General features: G+C 62.0%; 18 protein-coding genes. 10 read left to right on the top strand and 8 right to left on the bottom strand.

Annotation, left to right across the window (positions count from 1 at the left end; all coding sequences use genetic code 11):
- Positions 1–483 precede the first annotated feature (483 nt).
- On the top strand, positions 484–2055 hold the full coding sequence (locus EOS_RS24550) for an ABC transporter substrate-binding protein (protein ID WP_235442946.1): 1572 nt from the start codon (positions 484–486) through the stop codon (positions 2053–2055).
- Here the strand turns inward: EOS_RS24550 and EOS_RS24545 are convergent.
- Complete coding sequence (locus EOS_RS24545; RefSeq protein WP_047849289.1) at positions 2042–2959, bottom strand: LysR substrate-binding domain-containing protein; 918 nt, start codon at positions 2957–2959, stop codon at positions 2042–2044. The two genes, EOS_RS24550 and EOS_RS24545, sit on opposite strands and share 14 nt — an antisense overlap.
- Before the next feature lie 95 nt (positions 2960–3054).
- Between EOS_RS24545 and EOS_RS24540 the strand changes: the two genes are divergently transcribed.
- From EOS_RS24540 to EOS_RS24505, 8 genes are read left to right on the top strand one after another with little or no spacing between them, the layout of a single operon-like run.
- On the top strand, positions 3055–4215 hold the full coding sequence (locus tag EOS_RS24540; RefSeq protein WP_047849327.1) for an NAD(P)/FAD-dependent oxidoreductase: 1161 nt from the start codon (positions 3055–3057) through the stop codon (positions 4213–4215).
- A complete protein-coding gene (locus EOS_RS24535; protein WP_082163501.1) occupies positions 4196–4585 on the top strand; it encodes a (2Fe-2S)-binding protein in 390 nt (129 codons plus the stop codon). The genes EOS_RS24540 and EOS_RS24535 overlap by 20 nt, the downstream gene beginning before the upstream one ends.
- A complete protein-coding gene (locus tag EOS_RS24530) occupies positions 4582–5994 on the top strand; it encodes an FAD/NAD(P)-dependent oxidoreductase (RefSeq protein WP_047849288.1) in 1413 nt (470 codons plus the stop codon). Before EOS_RS24535 ends, EOS_RS24530 begins: the two co-directional genes overlap by 4 nt.
- Positions 5991–7211, top strand: coding sequence for an NAD(P)/FAD-dependent oxidoreductase (locus tag EOS_RS24525; protein WP_047849287.1), 1221 nt, complete (start codon positions 5991–5993; stop codon positions 7209–7211). The genes EOS_RS24530 and EOS_RS24525 overlap by 4 nt, the downstream gene beginning before the upstream one ends.
- Positions 7208–8149, top strand: a complete 942-nt coding sequence (locus EOS_RS24520; protein ID WP_047849286.1) for an ABC transporter permease — start codon at positions 7208–7210, stop codon at positions 8147–8149. Before EOS_RS24525 ends, EOS_RS24520 begins: the two co-directional genes overlap by 4 nt.
- On the top strand, positions 8146–9033 hold the full coding sequence (locus EOS_RS24515; protein WP_047849285.1) for an ABC transporter permease: 888 nt from the start codon (positions 8146–8148) through the stop codon (positions 9031–9033). Before EOS_RS24520 ends, EOS_RS24515 begins: the two co-directional genes overlap by 4 nt.
- Positions 9030–10058, top strand: a complete 1029-nt coding sequence (locus EOS_RS24510; protein ID WP_200908697.1) for an ABC transporter ATP-binding protein — start codon at positions 9030–9032, stop codon at positions 10056–10058. Before EOS_RS24515 ends, EOS_RS24510 begins: the two co-directional genes overlap by 4 nt.
- Positions 10055–11068: an ABC transporter ATP-binding protein gene (locus tag EOS_RS24505; RefSeq protein WP_047849284.1), complete on the top strand. Its 1014-nt coding sequence runs from the start codon at positions 10055–10057 to the stop codon at positions 11066–11068. Before EOS_RS24510 ends, EOS_RS24505 begins: the two co-directional genes overlap by 4 nt.
- Positions 11069–11319: 251 nt before the next feature.
- Here EOS_RS24505 and EOS_RS24500 read toward each other — a convergent pair whose 3' ends face one another.
- The 7 genes from EOS_RS24500 to sfnG form a co-directional block, all read right to left on the bottom strand.
- Positions 11320–12120 carry an ABC transporter ATP-binding protein gene (locus tag EOS_RS24500; RefSeq protein WP_047849283.1) on the bottom strand — a complete coding sequence of 267 codons (801 nt, stop codon included), beginning with the start codon at positions 12118–12120 and terminating at the stop codon, positions 11320–11322.
- Between the two features lie 2 nt (positions 12121–12122).
- Positions 12123–13493, bottom strand: coding sequence for an ABC transporter substrate-binding protein (locus EOS_RS24495; RefSeq protein ID WP_047849282.1), 1371 nt, complete (start codon positions 13491–13493; stop codon positions 12123–12125).
- A gap of 64 nt (positions 13494–13557) precedes the next feature.
- Positions 13558–14604, bottom strand: a complete 1047-nt coding sequence (locus tag EOS_RS24490; protein ID WP_407639179.1) for a branched-chain amino acid ABC transporter permease — start codon at positions 14602–14604, stop codon at positions 13558–13560.
- 8 nt (positions 14605–14612) lie between these two features.
- Positions 14613–15494, bottom strand: coding sequence for a branched-chain amino acid ABC transporter permease (locus tag EOS_RS24485; RefSeq protein WP_047849281.1), 882 nt, complete (start codon positions 15492–15494; stop codon positions 14613–14615).
- A gap of 65 nt (positions 15495–15559) precedes the next feature.
- Positions 15560–16360: an ABC transporter ATP-binding protein gene (locus tag EOS_RS24480; protein ID WP_047849280.1), complete on the bottom strand. Its 801-nt coding sequence runs from the start codon at positions 16358–16360 to the stop codon at positions 15560–15562.
- The gene (locus EOS_RS24475) at positions 16357–17472 is read right to left on the bottom strand and encodes an AMP-binding protein (RefSeq protein WP_160312526.1); all 1116 of its coding nucleotides are present in this window, start codon (positions 17470–17472) and stop codon (positions 16357–16359) included. The genes EOS_RS24480 and EOS_RS24475 overlap by 4 nt, the downstream gene beginning before the upstream one ends.
- Before the next feature lie 31 nt (positions 17473–17503).
- The gene (sfnG, locus tag EOS_RS24470) at positions 17504–18604 is read right to left on the bottom strand and encodes a dimethylsulfone monooxygenase SfnG (RefSeq protein ID WP_047849278.1); all 1101 of its coding nucleotides are present in this window, start codon (positions 18602–18604) and stop codon (positions 17504–17506) included.
- Between the two features lie 374 nt (positions 18605–18978).
- Between sfnG and EOS_RS24465 the strand changes: the two genes are divergently transcribed.
- Positions 18979–20217, top strand: a complete 1239-nt coding sequence (locus EOS_RS24465; RefSeq protein WP_047849323.1) for an acyl-CoA dehydrogenase family protein — start codon at positions 18979–18981, stop codon at positions 20215–20217.
- Positions 20218–20257: the final 40 nt, after the last annotated feature.

Raw genomic sequence — 20257 nt, 5'->3', positions numbered from 1 at the left:
GCCCGCGTGACGGTCGCACAAAGCATCACGGCGCGGAATGCCTCAAGTTGTCGTAATTTCATTCGAAATTAGTTCATAACAAAACACTATCATCAACCCAAAAAAAACGATTATCCAGTTTCTTTTTTGCGCCATATTCTGATTTCACAGCCGACATGTACTGATATTTGACGAAAAATTTCGTCATAACAGTACGTACTGAGATCAAGCAAAAAAGTCATGGGGATTTGTCGCGAATCTGAAACCGCTCGCCTTATCCATTCCGCTTGGGGCTTTGCCGCGCTGCATGTTTATGCCACCCAGACGCTCTATATCGGGTCATGCGGTGGGCACCGAGTGACCCCCATTGCCCCGCGACAAGGGATTACCCGACCTATAACTCTTTCGAATACTCCACACCGATACCGGACTTTGACAGCCTAATTTGAAGGCTTCACCTTAGCGTCACTCCTGAAACGACGCATCTCGATCGAGGGTCAACACTTGAGCTACCGAATCTTATTCACGCTGATCGTGGCGCTGGCAACTGCGGGCTTGAGCTTCCCGGTTGCCACGCAGGCGCAGAGCGATCCACGTCCGGTTATCCGCGTCAGTTCGGGCGCCGAAGACAACGTGACGCTGGATCCGGATCGTGCCACGTCGACCAACGACGTCGGGGTGGTCGCCGAGATCTTCAATGGTCTCGTCCGCTTCGCACCCGGCAGCGCGGATCCCAAGTCACTCGAGGCCGACCTGGCCGAAAGCTGGGAGACCTCGAAGGACAACAAGGTGTGGACGTTTCATCTGCGCCACGGCGTCAAGTTTCAAGGGGACTGGGGTGAGTTGACCGCGGCGGATGTCGTCTACTCGCTGCAGCGCGCCGCGGACTCCAAGAGGTCGAGCTTCGCGGCAAACTTCGCCGTGATCGACAAGGTCGAAGCCACGGACCCATACACCGTGCGCGTCACGTTGAAGTACCCCAATGCCACCTTCCTTGGGCGCGTATCGAACTATCACGGCGGCAATATCCTCAGCATGAAAGCGGCCGAGAAATACGGCAACCAGTTCGGTAATCATCCAGTCGGTACCGGGCCCTTCGCCTTCAGCCAGCATGTCACGCAGCAATACGTGCAACTGGTTGCGAACGATCAGTATTTCCGCGGCAAGCCGAAGCTCGCGGGCATTACCTACCGGATGATCCCGTCGGACAGCGATCGCGAACTGGCGTTCGATTCGGGCGAGCTCGACATCATTGCGGGCAAGCGCGAACAACGCTGGGTGGAACGCGCCCGCAAACGCAGCGGGACGAATGTCGATATCTTCAGACCGGGCGAATTCCGCACCTTGTACATCAATCGCACGATCAAGCCGCTGGATAACGTCAAGGTCCGGCAAGCGCTGGCCGAGTCGATCAACGTCGACGAGATCATGCATTACGTCGGCACGGATGTGGCCACCAAGGGCTGCTCGGCGGTCCCTCCAGGCTACTTGGGAGAGGACTGTTCGAGCGGCGGCTATCCATACAACGTCGCGGATGCTCGCAAGCTGCTGACCGAGGCCGGTTTTCCGAACGGCATCACCATCAAGTCGATCGTGTCGAATATCTCGGAGCAGGAACCGATCATGGAAATCGTGCAGTCGCAGTTGGCGAAGGCCGGGATCAAGCTGACCATGGAGGTGGTCGATCACTCGACCTATCAGGCACAAAGCCGGAAAGACTTGAGCGCGTTGGTGTTCTATGGCGCGGCACGCTTTCCCAACGCCGATGCCTGGCTAAGCGAGTTCTACGATTCCGCCGCGGCGGTGAATTCTCCAACAGCGATGTCGAACTTCTCCCACTGCTCGATGGCGGACGCCGACATCCGTGCGGCACGCGTGGAACCAGACCCGAACAAGCAACTGGTTTTGTGGAAAAGCGCGCAGCAGAAAATTCACGATGACGTCTGCTCGGTGCCGCTGTTCGGCTTGTTGCAAGTCTGGGTTCATAGCAACAAGGTCGTGTACGGGTACAGCTTGTTGGGTTCATTGAACCTCGCGCCACCCATCACCGAGAAGACATCGCTTACTGGTCACTGAGCAATTCGGCCGAAACCTGTGCCGCCACGAGGCGCGCGCCTTCAATAAACGTGTCGACGAGACCGGCATTGCGCGATGCAGGCATCCGGCAGAGCCGGAAATCGAAAGCCATGTCCGGCTTGAAGCGGCGCAGCACCAGCCGATCCTGTGAACCGTCGGCGAACAGCGGATGAATCAACGACACACCGAGGCCCGCGGCAATGAATTCGCAAACGGTCGGCGCAGTGCCGGTTTCGAGCACCACGTTCAGTCGCACCGCATGGCGCTGAAACGCCGCTTCGACCAACTGGCGGGTCTGGCTCTTGGCCGAGAAGGTCACGAACGGAACATCATCGAGGTCCTGCGGACGGATGATTTTTTTCTTGCACAACGGATGCGTCGGTGGCAAGGCGCAAATCAGGGGATGTTCCATGAGCGACTCGCTATCGATATACGGATTGTCCACCAGGCCGCTAACCAGGCCGACGTCGATCTGCCGCGTGATCAGCCAGTCGGCCACGAACTGTGAGCTGCGCGTCTCGATGGACACGCGTACGTCGGGATGGACCTTCAGGAAATTCATGACGACGCGCCGGATGAACGAACCCGACAGTGCGGGCAATACACCCACCGTGAGATGCCGCTGTTCGTCGCGGCGCAGCGAGTCGACGGCCTGCTCGACCTGTCGCACGCCGGCGAAGATGCGATCGATTTCCGCGTACAGGCGCATGCCGTGGCGCGTCGGCGCCAGCTTGCCGCGGATGCGCTCGAAGAGAGCCAGCCCCGTCTCGTCTTCGAGGTGGGCCAGCAGTTTGCTCACCGCCGGCTGTGAGACAAACAGGATTTCGGCGGCGCGGCTGACAGTGCCTTGTTCTATGACGGCCTTGAACGCTTCGATCTGGCGCAAATTGAGTTGCCGCTTCATGCCACACCCCTTGGAAATAGGCCGACCAACCGATACTGATGCGCGTTCGAGCATAACAAAAATTGATGCGCACCCGCTTATTTTACGGCACTGAAATGACAGTCGATAGGAGTACGGAACAGCAATTGGCGAAGCAAACCTACGACGTGATCGTCGCGGGCGCCGGCATGGTCGGTACCGCGATTGCCTACGGTCTGGCCGGCCGAGGCCTGCGCGTGCTGGCGCTCGACGGCGCGGACGGCGACTTGCGTGCGGCGAAGGCGAACTTCGGACTGGTGTGGGTACAAGGCAAGGGCTTCGGCGTTCCGGCCTACCAACAGCTGTCGCGCCAGAGCGTGGCATTGTGGCCCGCCTTTGCTCGTGAGTTGACCGCCGAAACCGACATCGAGTTGGACTACCGGGCCGACGGCGGCCTGCATTTCTGTCTCGGCCAGGCGCAATGGAATCAACGTGCCGAGAAGCTGGCGCGCTGGGCCGAGGAGTTGCCCGGGCAAGAACGCTGCGCGGAAATGCTGGATCGCGCCGCCCTGCAGCGTCTGCTGCCCAAGGTCCAGTTCGGGCCCGAGATCAGCGGAGCGAGTTACGGGCACATCGATGGTCACGTCAACCCGCTCCGCCTGCTGGCCGCGCTGCAGCGCGGCCTTCAATTGCGCGGCGGGCACCTGCGCGCCAACAGCGCAGTGTCGCGCATTGCGTCGCGCACCGGCGGCGGCTTCGAGGTACAGGTCGGTGCCCAGCGCTACGAGGCGGCTCAGGTGATCGTTGCCGCCGGACTGGGCTCGCCGGCGCTCGGTCGTATGGTCGGACTGGACGTACCGCTGCGAGCGCAGCGCGGGCAGCTCCTGGTCACCGAGCGCCTGGCGCCAATACTCCCCTTACCGGCCAGCGGCCTTCGGCAGACCGCCGAAGGCACGGTAATGGTTGGGGTCACCCAGGAAGAAGTCGGCTTCGATCTGAGCACGACGACCGCCGCCGCGGCCCGCATGAGTCGTCAGGCTGGCCGTGTGTTGCCCGCGTTGGGGCAAGCGCTGCTGGTGCGGCACTGGTCGTGCCTGCGCGTCATGACGCCGGACGGCTGCCCGGTCTATGCGGGTTCCGTCGACCAGCCCGGCGCATGGATCGCCCTTTGTCACTCCGGCATTACGCTAGCCGCGTTTCATGCGGGTCCGCTTGCGGCCGCATTCGCGCAAGCGCTTATTCCGGCCGAACTGCAGGTTTTTCACCATGGACGCTTCGATGTTCCGCAAACTGCATGACCCCGGGGCGACAGTCCCCGCTTTGACCTTGACGATCGACGGACAAACGGTGAGCGCCGAACCGGGCGACAGCATTGCTGCGGTCCTGCTGCGGCTGGATCCGCCGTTCTCGCGCACCACCCCGGTGAGCGGCAGCCCGCGCACGCCGTATTGCATGATGGGTGTGTGCTTCGAATGCCTTGCCAGCGTCGATGGCGTGGCATCCACGCAGACCTGCCTCGTGCAAGTGCGCGAGGGCATGCGCGTGGAACGCCAGCACGGCCGGCGCGCGCTCACGATGGCGATGTCGGAAAACGCTGCCGTTGACGATGTCAGCGATGTTGGCACTGCCGACCCTCGCGACGGCATGCCAAGCGGAGTTTCACCATGAACCGCGCCGTCGACTTACTGATCATCGGCGCTGGCCCAGCGGGTATGAGCGCGGCGCTGCGGGCCCGCTGCCTGGGCTTGAGCGTGTTGGTGGTGGATGATCAACACGCGCCGGGCGGCCAGATCTGGCGCGCGATCGAAACCCGGGCCCACACCAGTACTGGCAAATTACTGGGCGACGAGTATGCGGCCGGCCTGCCGCTCGCGCAAGCATTCCGGGCGAGCGGCGCCGTCTACGAACCCGGCACCCAGGTGTGGCAAATCGAGCCTGGCTGGCAGGTCTACATGAGCCGCGCGCAACAGGCGGAATGCGTGCAAGCCGCCAATGTGCTGCTAGCCACCGGCGCGCAGGAACGGCCCGCTCCTTTTCCGGGCTGGACCTTGCCCGGCGTGCTGACGGTGGGCGCGGCCCAGATCCTCCTGAAGACCGCGCGCGAGATTCCACAAAACCCGCCATGGATCGCGGGCAGCGGGCCCCTCGCCCTGCTTTACATGGTGCAGTTGCTGCGCGCCGGCGGCAGCATCGCCGGTTGGCTGGACACCGCGCCCGCTGATGGTTGGCGGCGTGCCCTGCCGCATGTGGCGAGCGCACGCCACGCCTGGAAAGACATACTCAAAGGTCTGGGCTGGACACGCGAGTTGCGACGCGCGGGCTTTCCCATCATCCGCGACGTCACGCAACTGCGTGCACAAGGCGACCAGCGCCTGGAGCATCTCGTTTATCAAACCGCCGACGGACAGTCGCAACGCGTCGGGGCCGAGCTCTTGCTGATACACGAGGGCGTGGTTCCGTCGATCCATATGACGCAGGCACTCGGTTGCGAGCACGTCTGGAGCGCCGCTCAATTCTGTCTCGCGCCGACGCTCGACGAGTGGGGCCAGACGAGCAAGCCCGGGATTTTTTTGGCTGGCGATGGCGCAGGCATCGGTGGCGCGCATGCCGCCCGCACACGCGGCGACCTGGCAGCACTCGGTATCGCGATGCGCGCCGGCAAGTTGCAGGACGATGCGGCGCGACGCCTCGCCGAGCCCATGCGCCGGCGACTGGCAACGGAACTGTCAATTCGCCCGGTGCTCGACGCCTTGTACCCGCCTCGCGCGGAACTGTTCGCACCGACGGACGACACGATGGTGTGCCGTTGCGAGGAATTGACCGCTGGCCAGATCCGCGCGGCCGCCAAAATCGGCCAGCCGGGCCCGAACCAGATCAAGGCATTTACGCGTGCGGGAATGGGACCGTGCCAGGGCCGGCAGTGCGGCTACACGGTCGCGCACATTCTCGCTGCGGCGTACGGGAAGCCGGTCGAGGAAATCGGGTTTTACCGCATCCGGCCCCCTCTCAAGCCATTGACCCTGGGCGAGTTGGCGTCCCTGGATAGTGGGAGCGATACAGGGAGCCACGCAGCATGACCAGCGCCGTCTTCGATGTCGCCGTGATCGGTGGTGGCCTGCACGGCCTGTCGGCGGCCCTGCACCTCGGCCGAGCGGGACAACGCGTCGTCGTGCTCGAACGGGCGTGGGTCGGGAGGCACGCGTCCGGGGCGTCCGCCGCGGGCGTGCGCACGCTCAACCGCGATCTGGGCGAACTGGATCTGGCGCTCGAATCGATGGAGATGTGGCACAACATCGGTTCACTGGTCGGCGATGACTGCGGCTTCCACGCACATGGCCAGATCTGCGTGGCGGAACAGCCCGGCAGCTTGTCCAAACTCAAGGAGCGCGTTTCCAGGCTGAACGGCTTGGGCTATACGCACGAAGCAATCATCGATGCCCGAGAGCTGCGCAGGCGGGTCCCGGCGATCAGCCCGCATTGCATCGGCGCATCGATTGCACCTGACAATGGCGCGGCGGATCCGCACCGCACCCTCGCAGCCTTCCGGCGCAGCGCGCAGGCAACCGGCGTCGTGATCCGCGAAGGATGCGGCGTGCGGAACATCGAGCGGCGTGGCCAGGATTGGTCCATCGAGATGGATGGCGCGGCAGTCACTGACGGCGAACGGGGCGGCGGCCAAGCGCTTGGTCGTGATCAGAGCCGCGATCATGGCCACGGGCAAACCAGCACCCTCGTCGTGCCGTTCGTGGTCAACGCGGCAGGCGCCTGGTCCGGACGCATCGCGGCGATGGTGGGCGATGACATTCCGCTTGATACAAAGGCTTCCATGATGATCGTCTCAGAACGGCTGGCCCCCATGATTGAACCAGTGGTATCGATCATGGGGCGCTCCCTGTCTTTCAAGCAGTCGGATCAGGGCACGCTGGTTATCGGCGGCGGCTTGCAGGGAATCCCCGATTTGGACGCCGAAACCTCGGTCGTACGAATGGGTGTCCTGTCTAAAGGCGCCCGGGCGGCGACCGATCTATTCCCCTGCGTACGCGACATTCGCATTGTGCGTGTCTGGTCGGGCCTGGAGGCAAAAACAGAGGACCTGCTGCCCGTCGTCGGGGCCGCGGTGAACGCGCCGGGGGTCTTCCATGCTTTCGGTTATTCAGGCCATGGATTCCAGTTGGTGCCCGTCGTGGGCGCTGCGCTGACGGATCTGATCGTCAGCGGTTCGACGCGGCGCGCCATCGGCGCCCTGAACGCGCGACGCTTGATGGCCACACCGCCAGCGGAGGTCGCAGCATGATGCGCTACACCGTTAAACGCCTCCTGCTCGCCATTCCCACGCTGCTGGCAATGCTGACCGCGGTATTCGTGCTGGTGCGGCTGGTACCGGGTGACCCCGCCGCCGCCATGCTCGGCGACCAGGCCAGTGCCGCGGCTCTGTCGGCGCTGCGCACCCAGTTAGGCTTGAACCTCCCACTTCATACGCAGTACCTGAATTTTCTGGGTGACGCGCTAACGGGCAATTTCGGTTACTCCCTGTCGAACGGCCAGAGTGTTCTGCGAGAGGTCGCCGAGGTGCTGCCATGGACCCTGCAGTTGAGCTTCGCCGCCATTGTCATCGGCATCGGCCTCGGTCTGCCGCTGGGGATCTGGGCCGCGCTGCGGCGCGATGCCTGGCCCGACTACGTGAGTCGCTTCCTGTCGCTGGCGGGTCTGTCGTTTCCCGCGTTCGTGTCCGGGATTCTGATGCTGCTGGTGTTCGCCATCGAGCTGAACTGGTTCCCGGTCATCGGCAGCACGACTTCAGGTAACCCGTGGAGCCAATGGCGTGGCCTGGTGCTGCCGGCCTTCAACCTGGGTTTGATCATGACAGCCTACGTCACCCGGGTCGCCCGCTCGTCGATGTTGAGCGTGCTCAGCGAAGACTACATCCGCACGGCACGCGCCAAAGGACTGCGCCCGAGCCAACTGATCTTGCGCCACGGCTTGCGCAACGCGCTGATTCCCATTCTCACGGTGGTTGGCCTGTATTTCGGCACGCTGATCGGCAACTCGGTTCTCACCGAAATCGTCTTCAACCGGCCCGGCCTGGGCAAGTTGATTCTGGGCGCCTTGAACGCGCGCGACTATACCCTGCTGCAAGGCCTGATGATCGTGTTCGCCGCCTGCGTGATCATCGTGAACCTGTTGACCGACCTCGCCTACGGGTGGGTCGACCCTCGAGTGAAATACAAATGAGCACGCTCTCGCCTCCGGCCCCGCCCACAGCGCCCGCCATCCCGCCCAACAGTCTATGGCGTGCACTCCTCAACAATCGTGTCGCCTGGATCGGCGTAGCCCTGTTGCTGATAATCGTCCTGGCGGCGGTATTCGCCCCCTGGCTCGCGCCCCACGATCCGCTTCAGCAGAACATTGCTTATCGGCTGGATCCGCCATCTGCTGATTTCTGGCTGGGCACCGACAGCTATGGCCGCGATGTGCTCTCGCGCCTGATCTATGGCGCCCGCATTTCGCTGCTGGTAGGCTTTCTCGCGGTCTTGATCGCCATGCTGATTGGTTCCGCGCTCGGCATACTGGCCGGCTACCTGGGCGGCTGGTTCGATCAGTTGGTGATGGGGCTGGTCGATGTACTCCTGTCGTTTCCCACGCTGTTGCTCGGACTGATGGTGGCGGCCATGCTCGGCGCCAGTCTCGAGAATCTGATCGTGGCGATCGCGATCACCGAAATCGCGCCGTTCGTGCGGATTGCGCGCGCACCGACAATCGCGCTCAAGCAGCGCGATTTTATCGAGGCAGGCCGTGCCTTAGGCTTCGGACCGATGCGCCTGATGGGGCTGCACATCCTGCCCAACATGGCCTCGGACGTGATCGTGCTGGCCTCGCTGTGGATGGCCGCGGCGATCCGCACCGAAGCCTCGCTCAGCTTCATCGGCCTCGGCGTGCCGCCGCCGATCGCGACCTGGGGCAGCATGATCCGGGAAGGCTTCAACAATATTCTCGACGCCTGGTGGTTGATCGTTTTTCCCTGCATGGCCATCCTGCTCACGGTACTGGCCCTAAACCTGTTGGGCGATGCCTTGCGCGACGCGCTCGATCCCAAACTGCGCGGAGAGAAGCCATGACACAGGGGATGACACAGGATCCAGCCGTTCTGGAGATTCGCGACCTGCGCACTGAATTCCGCATCCGCAAACAATGGCACGCAGCTGTGCGCGGGGTGTCGTTATCCGTGGCTCGCAACGAGACAGTGGCGCTCGTCGGGGAGTCGGGCAGCGGCAAAAGCGTTACCGCGCTATCCATCCTGAAGTTGCTGCCGGGTGCCGGCGCGCGCCACGCCGGCGGTCACATACTGCTTGCGGGCCGCGACCTGTCGACGTTGCCGGAAGTGCAGATGTCGCACGTGCGCGGCAACGACATCGCCATGATTTTCCAGGAACCGATGACCTCGTTGAACCCGACGATGACCGTCGGCGACCAGATTGTCGAAGCCATCCGCCAGCACCATGCCACCCCTTATTCAGAAGCACGCCTGCAGGCACTGGAGGCATTGCGGGAAGTCGGTATTCCAGGCGCGGACAATCGTCTCGACGATTATCCGCACCAGTTCTCGGGTGGCATGCGCCAGCGTGTCATGATCGCCATGGCACTCGCGTGCAAGCCTAAGCTGCTCGTGGCCGACGAACCGACCACCGCCCTGGACGTCACCATACAAGCGCAGATACTGGCGCTGCTCGCTCAGTTGCAGGCGGCGCATGGCATGTCGATCCTGTTCATCACGCATAACCTGGGCGTCGTCGCACAAATCGCGGACCGTGTGGCAGTCATGTACGCCGGCGAAGTGGTCGAACTGGCCGACGTCGATGCGCTGTTCGCGCAGCCCACGCATCCCTACACGCAAGCGCTGCTGCGCGCGATGCCGCGGGTGGATCTCGACACCGACGAGTTCCTGGCTATCCCGGGCCAGGCGCCCACGCTCGCGGCGATGCCGCCCGGGTGCGCATTCGGGCCGCGCTGTCCGTCTCGCCAGGCGCAATGCGAACGCGAACACCCTGTCTTGCAGCAGGTGGTGGACGGCGCCACCGGCCACATGGTGCGTTGTCCGGTGCGGCTGGAACAGTTGCGAATGAACCTGGAAACCTCGCTATGAGTGAACTCCTGCGCGTAGACAATCTGGTCAAGCATTTCGCCAGCGGCGGCGAGCGGTTCGGCGCGCCGCATCAAGTGGTACGAGCCGTGAATGAGGTGTCGTTCACCGTGGAGCGGGGCTGCTCGATGGGCCTGGTCGGGGAATCCGGTTGTGGCAAATCGACGGTTGCGCGCACCTTGTTGCGCCTGATCGAACCCGATTCCGGTTCCATTGTGTTCGATGGCATCGATCTGCGGCGCGCCAGCGCAGCGCAAATGCGCACACTGCGCCAACGCATCCAGATCGTCTTTCAGGATCCCTACGCGTCGCTCAATCCACGCCGCACGGTTCGTCAGACCCTCGAGGAACCGTTGCGTGTGCACGGCCAGGGCAACGCCCGCGCGATCGCCAAGAAGGTTGCCGACACTTTGCTCGACGTCGGCCTGCCAGTCGATGTGCTCGACCGTTACCCGCACGAATTCTCGGGCGGTCAACGCCAGCGCGTCGGCATTGCCCGCGCGCTGGTGCTCGACCCGGAGTTGATTATTGCCGACGAGCCCGTGTCGGCGCTCGACGTATCGGTGCAAGCGCAGATCCTTCATCTGCTCGCGAGATTGCGCAAGGAACGCGGACTGTCGTTCGTCTTCGTATCGCACGACCTGGGCGTGGTACGCCAATTCTGCGACACGGTCAGCGTCATGTATCTGGGACGTATCGTCGAGAGCGGGCCGACGCGCCCGTTATTGGACGCGCCAGCGCATCCGTACAGCCGGGTCCTCAGGGACTCCTCCCCCGTACCGGATCCAGGTGCTCGCATCAGGCTGTCGAAGATCGAGGGAGAAATACCCTCGCCCACGCGCTTGCCGTCCGGTTGTGCCTTCCACCCGCGTTGCCCGCGTGCCGTCGAGGCGTGTATGACGGAGGTGCCCAAGCTCGACGAGCTCGCATCTGGACGGCGCGTTGCGTGCTACTTTCCCGTGACGGCCGGAGACGCGAAAGCGATATCCGATGGGCTGCCAACTGCAACGTAGGTTCCGGTAAATCGGAGCTTGCCACTGGCCGCATCGACAGCAAAGATCGCGATTTGATCGCTGCGTTGAACTAGAAGCGACGATTCCCGGGCCGATTTCGTTCAGCTCGGGATTCGGAGCGAGTGTGGAAGAGAAACGGCTTTGCCGACGCCACGATCAGTTGACATCACCGGGCGATTCGTGCAGCGAGTTCGAGGCCGTGCTCGAGGGTCGTGACACCGTCCACGACGCGTCGAAATACATCTATGCCGTCACGCCAGTGCGAAGCGTGACGAGCGACGGATTGCACGGCCGCCACCGGCCGCATTCGCCGCACCTAGATACGCCTCCGTCAGCACGTCGAGTTGTTCAAGCTCAGCCGATGTTCCCTGCGCCACGACACGCCCACCTTCGAGCACATAACCGTACGTTGCGTATCGCAGCGCGGTAGCCGCATTCTGTTCAGCCAGCAGAAAGCTCACCCCCTCCTCACGATTAAGCCCCGCGACGATCTCGAAGATTTCTTCGACAATCTGCGGTGCGAGGCCCATCGAAGGTTCGTCCAACAGGATCACCGATGGCCGCGCCATCAATGCACGGCCAATCGCGACCATCTGCTGCTCGCCGCCCGACGTCAACCCCGCGGGCAACTTGCGGCGCTCCTTCAAGCGCGGAAAAATATCATAGATGCGGTCAAGGCCTGCCTCGACTTCGCGGCCTGACGGATGACGAACGTACGTGCCGATCCGCAGGTTCTCTTCCACCGATAAATGCGCGAAGCAACGCCGCCCCTCCAGAACCTGGACGAGGCCGGCCTCCGCGAGCGTCCAGGGGTGGGCATGCGTCACGTCCTTGCCGCGATACACGATCCGCCCGGCAGTCAACTCACCCCGCTCGGCGCCGACCAGGGCCGAAATCGCCTTCAGCGTAGTCGTCTTGCCCGCGCCGTTGCCGCCCAGCAACGCGACGACGGCTCCATCCGGAACGCTCAGCGACACCCCACGCAATGCCGGAAAAAGTCCGCCATAGGTGACGGCGATGCCATCCACATCGAGAACCGTGCCGGCCGCCATTGCTACAGATCCTTGCTGCAGTCGCGCGGCGTGATGCCCCTCTCTTTCGCGTACGCATTCGCCGATTTTTCGATGATCGGACGCAGCAGCGCGCGATCCGCCTGCACCCAGTCGCTGATCACCTTCCAGTGCTGGCCGTCCCATTGCTGGAAGCGTACGGCACCGCCGCCCTCGTGGTCCGCGCACGACAGCTTGAGCGGCTGTACCAGCCCGAATGCGCCCAACTGTTTCAAGCGGGCGTTATCGAGGTCCAGGTGTTCGAAACCCCAGCGCACCTGTTCGCCCGTCAGCGGCTTATTGCCGTATTTCGCCTGTGCGACTCGCAATGCTTCGACGTTGAGAATGCCGTTCACGACACCAAGGTTGTAGTACACCGTCCCGAAGCGCGCCGGGTCATTGAGGTTGCCCTTGCCGGGCTTGACGACGTATTGATCGATAGCCTGGAGCACGGGATAGTTCGTGCCCGACGGATGCGTGGTGATGGAAATGAAGCCCTTCGCAGCATCGCCGGCAGGACGCACGTCTTCCTCCGAATTACTCCAGATGTTGCCGATGATATGATTCGCTGGAAAACCCACCTTCTGCGCGGACTTGAGCGCCACCGGATTCATCACGCCCCAGCCGCGCAGGATGACCCAGTCAGGATTGATGCGATGAATATTCAGCCACTGCGAACCCTGTTCGTTACCCGGATGCGGCACTTCGGTCTGCGTCAGTTCGAAGCCATACTTCTTCGCGAGAGTATCGAGTACGGGAATCGTCTCGCGGCCATAGGGTGAGCCGTGATAAAGCACCACGATCTTCTTGCCCTTCAAACCCTGCAACCCGCCCGACTGCGTCCCGATGTAGTTGATGATCGCGGAAACCTCGCTGTACGGGTTCAGTTGCAGCGGAAACACGTAGGGGAAAACGGCGCCATCGGTCGAGTCCGTGCGGCCATGATTGATCGTGACGAGCGGTAGCTTGTCCGCCGTCGACCGATCAAGGGTCGCATACGCTATGCCGACCGAAAGCGGATTGGTGGCCGCCGCCGGCGCGCCGTTGAGGCCAGCCTTGAGGCGCTCGTAGCACTCCACGCCCTTCTCCACCACGTACTCGGTTTCGCATTCGCTCCAGGTCAGCTTGACGCCGTTCACACCGCCATCACGGGTATTGATGAGCTGCATGTAGTCGATGAACCCGCCGAAGAAACCCGTGCCGCCGGCCGCGTACGGCCCCACCCTATAACTCTGCAAAGGGAAGTACTCTTCGCCTCCCGCGTAGGCGGCCGAAGCAGTCGCAACAACGCCGGCCGCGAGCAATAGCGATACGCCGGCAATGGCCGTCACACGCGACCAGGTCGCGCGGAAATAACGTGATAGTGAATGATTCATGCTGAACGCGTCCGTGTCTGTTTGGATTGAGGTGAGAGGTCTACGAGTGTTTCTGCTGAAACGTTCAGGCCCGCAGCGGCCAGTTCCTGAGGCGCTGCCGCGCGATCTGAACAAGTCGCGCAAGCCCGTCCGGCTCTTTGATGAGGAATACGATGATCAATACGCCAAAGAGGATCTTCTGAAGATTCTGGAGTTGCCCGACGTCCACGCCGATGGCGGCGAGCGCACCGGCCGCGTGGGACAGCGCGATGGGCAGCAACACAATGAAAGCCGCACCGTAGAAGTTGCCCGAGATACTGCCCATCCCGCCGATGATGATGATGAACAGCACCTGGAACGACAGGTTGAGGTCGAAGCCGTGCGGCTCGACCGTGCCGAGATAAGCGAATGCCCAGAGCGCGCCTGCGATCCCGATGACGAACGAACTGACAGCGAACGCCAGCAGTTTGGTGCGGCCGATAGGAATGCCGATGACCGCAGCCGCCGTGTCCATGTCGCGTACCGCCATCCAGCGCCGGCCGAGTTCGCTGCGCACGAGGCTGGCAGCCACGGCGAACAACACCGCGACAACGCCGAGAACGAACTGATAGCGCGAAACCGGCGTGGCGATGGACCAGCCAAAGATCGACAGCCGCGGCGCACTCAGGACGCCGGACGTATCGTCATTGGAGAACCAGCTCACTTTCGTGAGAAGCCATTCGACGAAAAATTGCGCGACCAGCGTCGAAGCAATCAGGTAAAAACCCTTGATGCGAAGGCTTGGCAAACCGAATAACGTGGCAATTGCCGCAGTCGACAAGCCTCCCAACGCAAGATCCACCAGCAGCGACAAACCCGGCAAGCGGACGGCGAAGTTATAGGTGGCGTACGCGCCGATCGCCATGAAAGCCGCGGAGCCCAGTGACAGTTGACCGGCATAACCCGTCAACAAATTCAAGCCCAACCCGGCCAGCGACAAGATCAGAAATGGCGTCAGCACTGCGCTCAGCCAGTATTCGCTGGCTACGCCCGGCATGGCCGCGAGGACCGCCAGGCTCGCGATCAAAACGAGTCCTGATGCGCTCGGCGTTGAAATGTTCAGCCCTGGGCGGCGCATGACAAGGTTCGACATAAACAGCCTCATACCCGTTCGACGGCAGGTTCGCCGAACAAGCCCGCAGGACGCGCGAGCAGGAACAGGAGCGCTAGAACATACGGAAACCAGTTCTCGATCCCTCCGCCTATTACCGAGCCGACGTACACCTCGGCCAGCTTTTCCGACGCCCCGACCAGCAGGCCGCCGGCTATCGCCCCGCCGATCGACGAGAAGCCACCGATGATCAGCACCGGGAGCGCCTTCAGCACCACCAGCGACAGCGAGAACTGCACACCGAGCCGTGCGCCCCATAGCAGGCCGGCGACGAGACTGACGAAACCCGCCAGCGACCAGACGACGGCCCAGATTCGCGGCAGCCGGATGCCGACCGCGAGCGCTGCAAGCGGATCGTCCGCGACCGCGCGCAACGACAACCCGAGCCGTGTCCGGCTGGTCATCAACGACAGCGCAATGACCAGCACACCCGCAGTGGCTGCCGCGAACAGATCGAACTGGCTGATCATCACGCCACCCAGCTGAAGCGGCTTGTCGTCGATACCCAGATCCAGGCCATGCACTTGCGCGCCCCAGAACAACTGCGCAGCGCCTTCTAGAATGAAGCTCAACCCGAGCGTCGCCATGAACAGCACGATAGGCGTCCGGTTCACGAGCGGCCGCAGCACGACGCGTTCTATTGCCATGGCGATCAGCACCAATACTGCAAGCGTTGCCGCGAATGCAAGCCAGGGCGCAACATGGCGTTCGACCAGGCTCACGAAGGTGAGCGCGCCGAACAACACCAGTGAACCCTGCGCAAAATTGAACACGCCCGATGCCTTGTAGATCAACACGAAGCCGATCGCGACGAGCGAATACATCACGCCGGCCAACAAACCGCCGACCAGCACTTCGAGAAAGAAACTCATGGATGCAGCCTTTGGGTGAATCAATGAAATCGATAAGATCGACGAGATCGACAAGCGCGCCGAGGTCAGTGACGCGTGCCGAGATAAGCCGCCAGCACGCCGGGATCAACACGCACCTCAGCGGGACTACCGTCCGCAATCTTCTTGCCGTAATCGAGCACGACGATATGATCGGAGAGATCCATCACCACGCCGATGTCGTGCTCGATCAGCACGACGGTCACGCCGAATTGTTCATTGGCGTCGACGATGAAACCCGCCATCGCGCGTTTCTCGTCGGCATTCATGCCGGCCATCGGCTCATCGAGCAACAGCAACCGCGGCTCGGCCGCCAACGCGCGAGCCAGTTCCACGCGCTTCTGAACGCCATACGACAGCGTGCCCACGACGCTGTCACGCACACGCTGCAAATCGAGTGCTTCGATCACGACTTCGGCGTAACGGCGTTGTGTTGCTTCGTCGCGTCGGGCCCGGCCGACTCGAAAGGTCTGTTCGAGCCATGTGCTGCCGCGATGCAGGTTGCGTCCCGTCAAAACATTGTCGAGCACGCTCATGCGCCGGAACAGCGCGATGTTTTGAAACGTGCGCGCAATACCGCGACGCGCCGCGTCGTGCGAACTCATGCGGCGGCTCCCGGTGCCGTCGAAGGTCACCGTGCCCTGCTGCGGCCGGTAGACACCATTGATGACGTTGAGAAGCGAACTCTTGCCGGCGCCGTTCGGGCCGATCAATGCGCAGATCTCGCCTTGACGGACATCGAAGCTGATGTCGGCGATGGCCTTGACACCGCCGAACGACAATGAAATCCCGTCCAGCGAAAGCAGCGGTTCAGTGGGTAATGGTAAGGGCCGTTCTAGTGACGTCACGCGGGTTGTCCTTGTACATCGGCGGTGTCTTGCGGAGCCAGACCGCGCTCCGGCAAGCGGTGCCACTGACCGTCATCCGGCCACGCGTGGACATCGATTCGTAGTGCGTTGAAGAGACGCGCCGCGTTGTCATCCAGAGCCGCGCCGACTACCAGGGCAGCATGAGTCCGCCTGAAGCCAATCACCTCGCGCAACGGCCGCGCGACGCCCCACCACGCGACGAAGCGCAACAGCCTGGAAGAACGCTCATCGCTCAGGCTATCCAGCAGGCGCCGCCGGATGGAACCCTCGCCGGGCAATCTTGCATCGACCAGCCGTGCGACCCGTCCATAGGTCTCGCGTGTTCCCGCGACGAGCGTGGGCGCGAGTTCACGCCGGTCGTTGTCGCGTGTATCCAGCGATTCGGGAAAATTCAAACGAAAGCCGGTCAGTATCCACGGCGCAACCAGATAGCGCGCCTGCGCCGCTGTCGCGAATGCGCGGGCGGCGAACGCATCATCGCCGGGGTGAAGATGCTCCTTTGCAGCGACTTGCTGTGCCTCGCGAATCAGCGTTGCATGGGTGACGCGCTGCTCCTCGAGGCCGCGTTCAGCGTCGCCGCGGTAGAAGATATACGCGTCATGATCGGGTCGTGCGAAGGCTTGAACACGTTTATCCGACAACAGAAACGTCCTGTATTCAAGCACGTCCGCATGCGGATGCGGCCATAGTCCGCGCGGGTTCGCATCGATGACCCATTGCGACAACGCGAGCAGGCGATCGACCTGCCGATCGTCGTCGGCGAAGGTGAAAAGCGGCGCAAGACGCCGCACGATTTCGGCAAGCGTTCGATCCGATACCGAAGGTTCGACCGGCACCGCAATCCCGCCGCGCCATTGGGCAGCCAGAGACAATGACAGCGCCTCCTCGCGGGGCTGGCTGACGAGCAGCAGCGCGTCGCCGGGACCGAAATCATGCGCCGCCAAACCAGCGGCTAGTGCCTCGACTTTCGCGGCGAGCACTTGCCAGCTCAACTGCTCCCAACGCCCCAGCCGCTTATGCCGCAACGCGGGCGCCTGAGGACGGGACTGCGCTTGCCCGGCAAGCCACCCGGGCAGAGTGTCAGCGAGCACGGTCTCTTTGCCCCGCGTCGGCGCCACCATCTCAAGCAGCCTTGGCTTCAAGTTGCGCAGCCTCTTCGAGTTCACGCACGAGCGGCAAGACGCGTTGCCCAAAATACTCGACCTCTTCGATAAAGTGCAGGAAACCGGCGAGCACAAGATCCACGCCTACCGCTTTCAATTCCACGATCCGCTCTGCGATCTGCTGTGGTGTCCCGATCAGGTTGGTGCGGAAACCGTCGTTGTATTGCACCAGGTCTTCGAACGTGGATTTGGCCCAGTTGCCCTCGCCTTCAGGCGACGCGCTGCCCGCCTGCTTGGCGGCGTCGCCGAATGCATGGACCGCTTCCACATGCGCATGCTTGATGATGTCGGCGAGTACCGCCTTGGCTTCTTCTTCGGTGTCGCGGGCAATCACGAACGCATTCACGCCAATGCGCACCTTGTGGTTGTTGACAGCCGCCTTGGCCTGGATATCGTCGATCTGCAGCCTCAGGTTCTCAGGGGTATTGCCGTTGGTGAAGTACCAGTCGGAGACGCTCGCGGCATTGTCGCGGGCTGCACGCGAACTGCCGCCCTGAAAGATTTCAGGGTGCGGTTTTTGCACCGGCTTCGGACTCAGCGTGTAGTTGTTGAATCGATAAAAATCGCCCCGGAACGTAAAGTTATCCTGAGTCCAGATGCCCTTGAGCGCTTCGATAAATTCGTGCGACCGGCGATAACGTTCGTCGTGTTCAAGCCACGGCTCGCCGATCGCCGTGAATTCGCCTTTGAACCATCCGCTTACCACGTTGATGCCAATCCGCCCCTTGGAGATATGATCGATCGTCGCAATCTGCTTGGCGACAACCGCCGGACTCCACGGTCCGGGCAAGATGGCGGCGAGTACTTTCAGCTTGGTGGTCGCGTGCAGCAAAGCCTGACTGAACGACACCGACTCGTGTTGATTATCCGCGCCATAGCCCGCCGTAAAGCGGATCTGACTAAGCGCGTATTCGAAGCCCGCTTTCTCTGCGGTCTGTGCAAGCTTCTGGTTATATTCAACGCTCCAGTCAGTGCGCTGTTCGATAGTGCTGACCACTAGGCCACCGCTGACGTTCGGAACCCAATAGGCAAACTTAAGCGCTTCCTGCTTCTCGCTCATGACAATCTCCTGATTAATTAGTATGCCGATTCACTGGCGACCTACGTCGTCGCTGCGAGGTCGACTCACAGCTTCTGAATCTATTTCAGTCAGCGGCATCCACCAATCAATTAATTCAGCTATCGATATGTCCGGCAACCGGCATAGATAAGCAGCAGCGACGGAACCTGACGCTGAAACGGTGGGTTCGACGCAATACTGTTCAGTCGCGGCCTTCATCTGCCATAGCCCGATAAACAAACCGCAAAACGATCTAACGGAAACACAGTCGATGAACTAGATTTGTGAGCCTGCGCACTCGCGCCAGCGGTGACCAACGTCGCGCCACCGTCGCCTTCAACAAACTTCAACAAACAACACCCAAGGATTTCGACATGACACAACTACCGCCTGTCGCGTTATCGGTTGGAGCGGATTACGAGAGTGTCGCCAGCCGCTTCAGGCCGATCTTCGAGCGCATCGCCACCGGCGCCGTCGAGCGTGACCAGCTACGGACCCTTCCCTACGATCAGATCACGGAACTAAAGCAAGCTGGTTTTGGCGCACTGCGCGTGCCGGTATCGCATGGCGGCGCGGGCGTTTCCATCAAGCAGTTATTCCGCTTGCTGATTGAACTCGGCGCCGCGGATTCCAACCTTCCCCAGGCGTTGCGCGGCCACTTTGCGTTCGTCGAGGACGTGGTCAATGCGCCCGCGAGCCCCGAGCGGGACCAGTGGTTTGCACGCTTTGTGCGCGGCGATCTGTTCGGCAATGCGTGGACAGAAGTCGGCAACGTTGCGCTGGGCAGCGTGATCACCAAGGTGGCTAAGCAAGGCGACCGGTGGGTCTTGAACGGCGAAAAGTACTACAGCACGGGTAGCATTTTCGCGGACTGGATCGACGTCTATGCGCAACGCGCTGAAGACGGCAGCGATGTGATTGTCGCGGTCGCCACGCAGCAACCGGGCGTGACGTTAAGCGACGATTGGGACGGTTTTGGTCAACGCACCACGGGAAGCGGCACGACGGTGTTCAAAGACGCAGTGGTCGAGCCGGGTCATATCGTGGATTTCTCCCGGCGCTTTAAATATCAGACCGCGTTCTATCAACTGTTCCATCTCGCGACGCTAGCCGGTATCGCCCGGGCGGCTGAGCTTGATGCTGCGGCCGAGGTGCGAGCGCGCAAACGGATCTATAGCCACGGCAATGCGCCGCACGTCAGCCAGGACGTTCAGATTCAACAAGTGGTAGGTGAGATCGCGGCTTGGGCCTATGCCGCAGAAGCCGTCGCCTTACGCGCAACGGAACCGGCACAGCGGGCGTATGAAGCGCGTTTTGCCGATGACGTCGACGCTGAAAACCGCTTCAATATCGAGGCTGAAATTGAATCCGCCAAAGGACAGATCGTTGCAACAGAACTTGCCTTGCGCGCCTCGACCCATCTGTTCGATGCGCTCGGTGCATCGGCTGTTGGAGGAGGAAAAGCGCTGGATCGCCATTGGCGCAATGCGCGCGCGGTCTCCTCGCATAATCCGATTGTGTACAAGGCCAAACTCGTTGGCGACTGGTCGATCAACCAGAAGGAACCCGTCTACGTCTGGCAGATAGGCGCCGGACCCGCTGACAGTCGATAAACGCACAGACGCCCGGGCGCTACGCCGGTTGCAAGCACAT

This window comes from Caballeronia mineralivorans PML1(12) (assembly GCF_001028175.1).
GTDB lineage: Bacteria > Pseudomonadota > Gammaproteobacteria > Burkholderiales > Burkholderiaceae > Caballeronia > Caballeronia mineralivorans.
The sequence above is the reverse complement of the archived record's forward strand: the minus strand, read 5'-3'. Positions and strand labels throughout refer to the sequence as shown.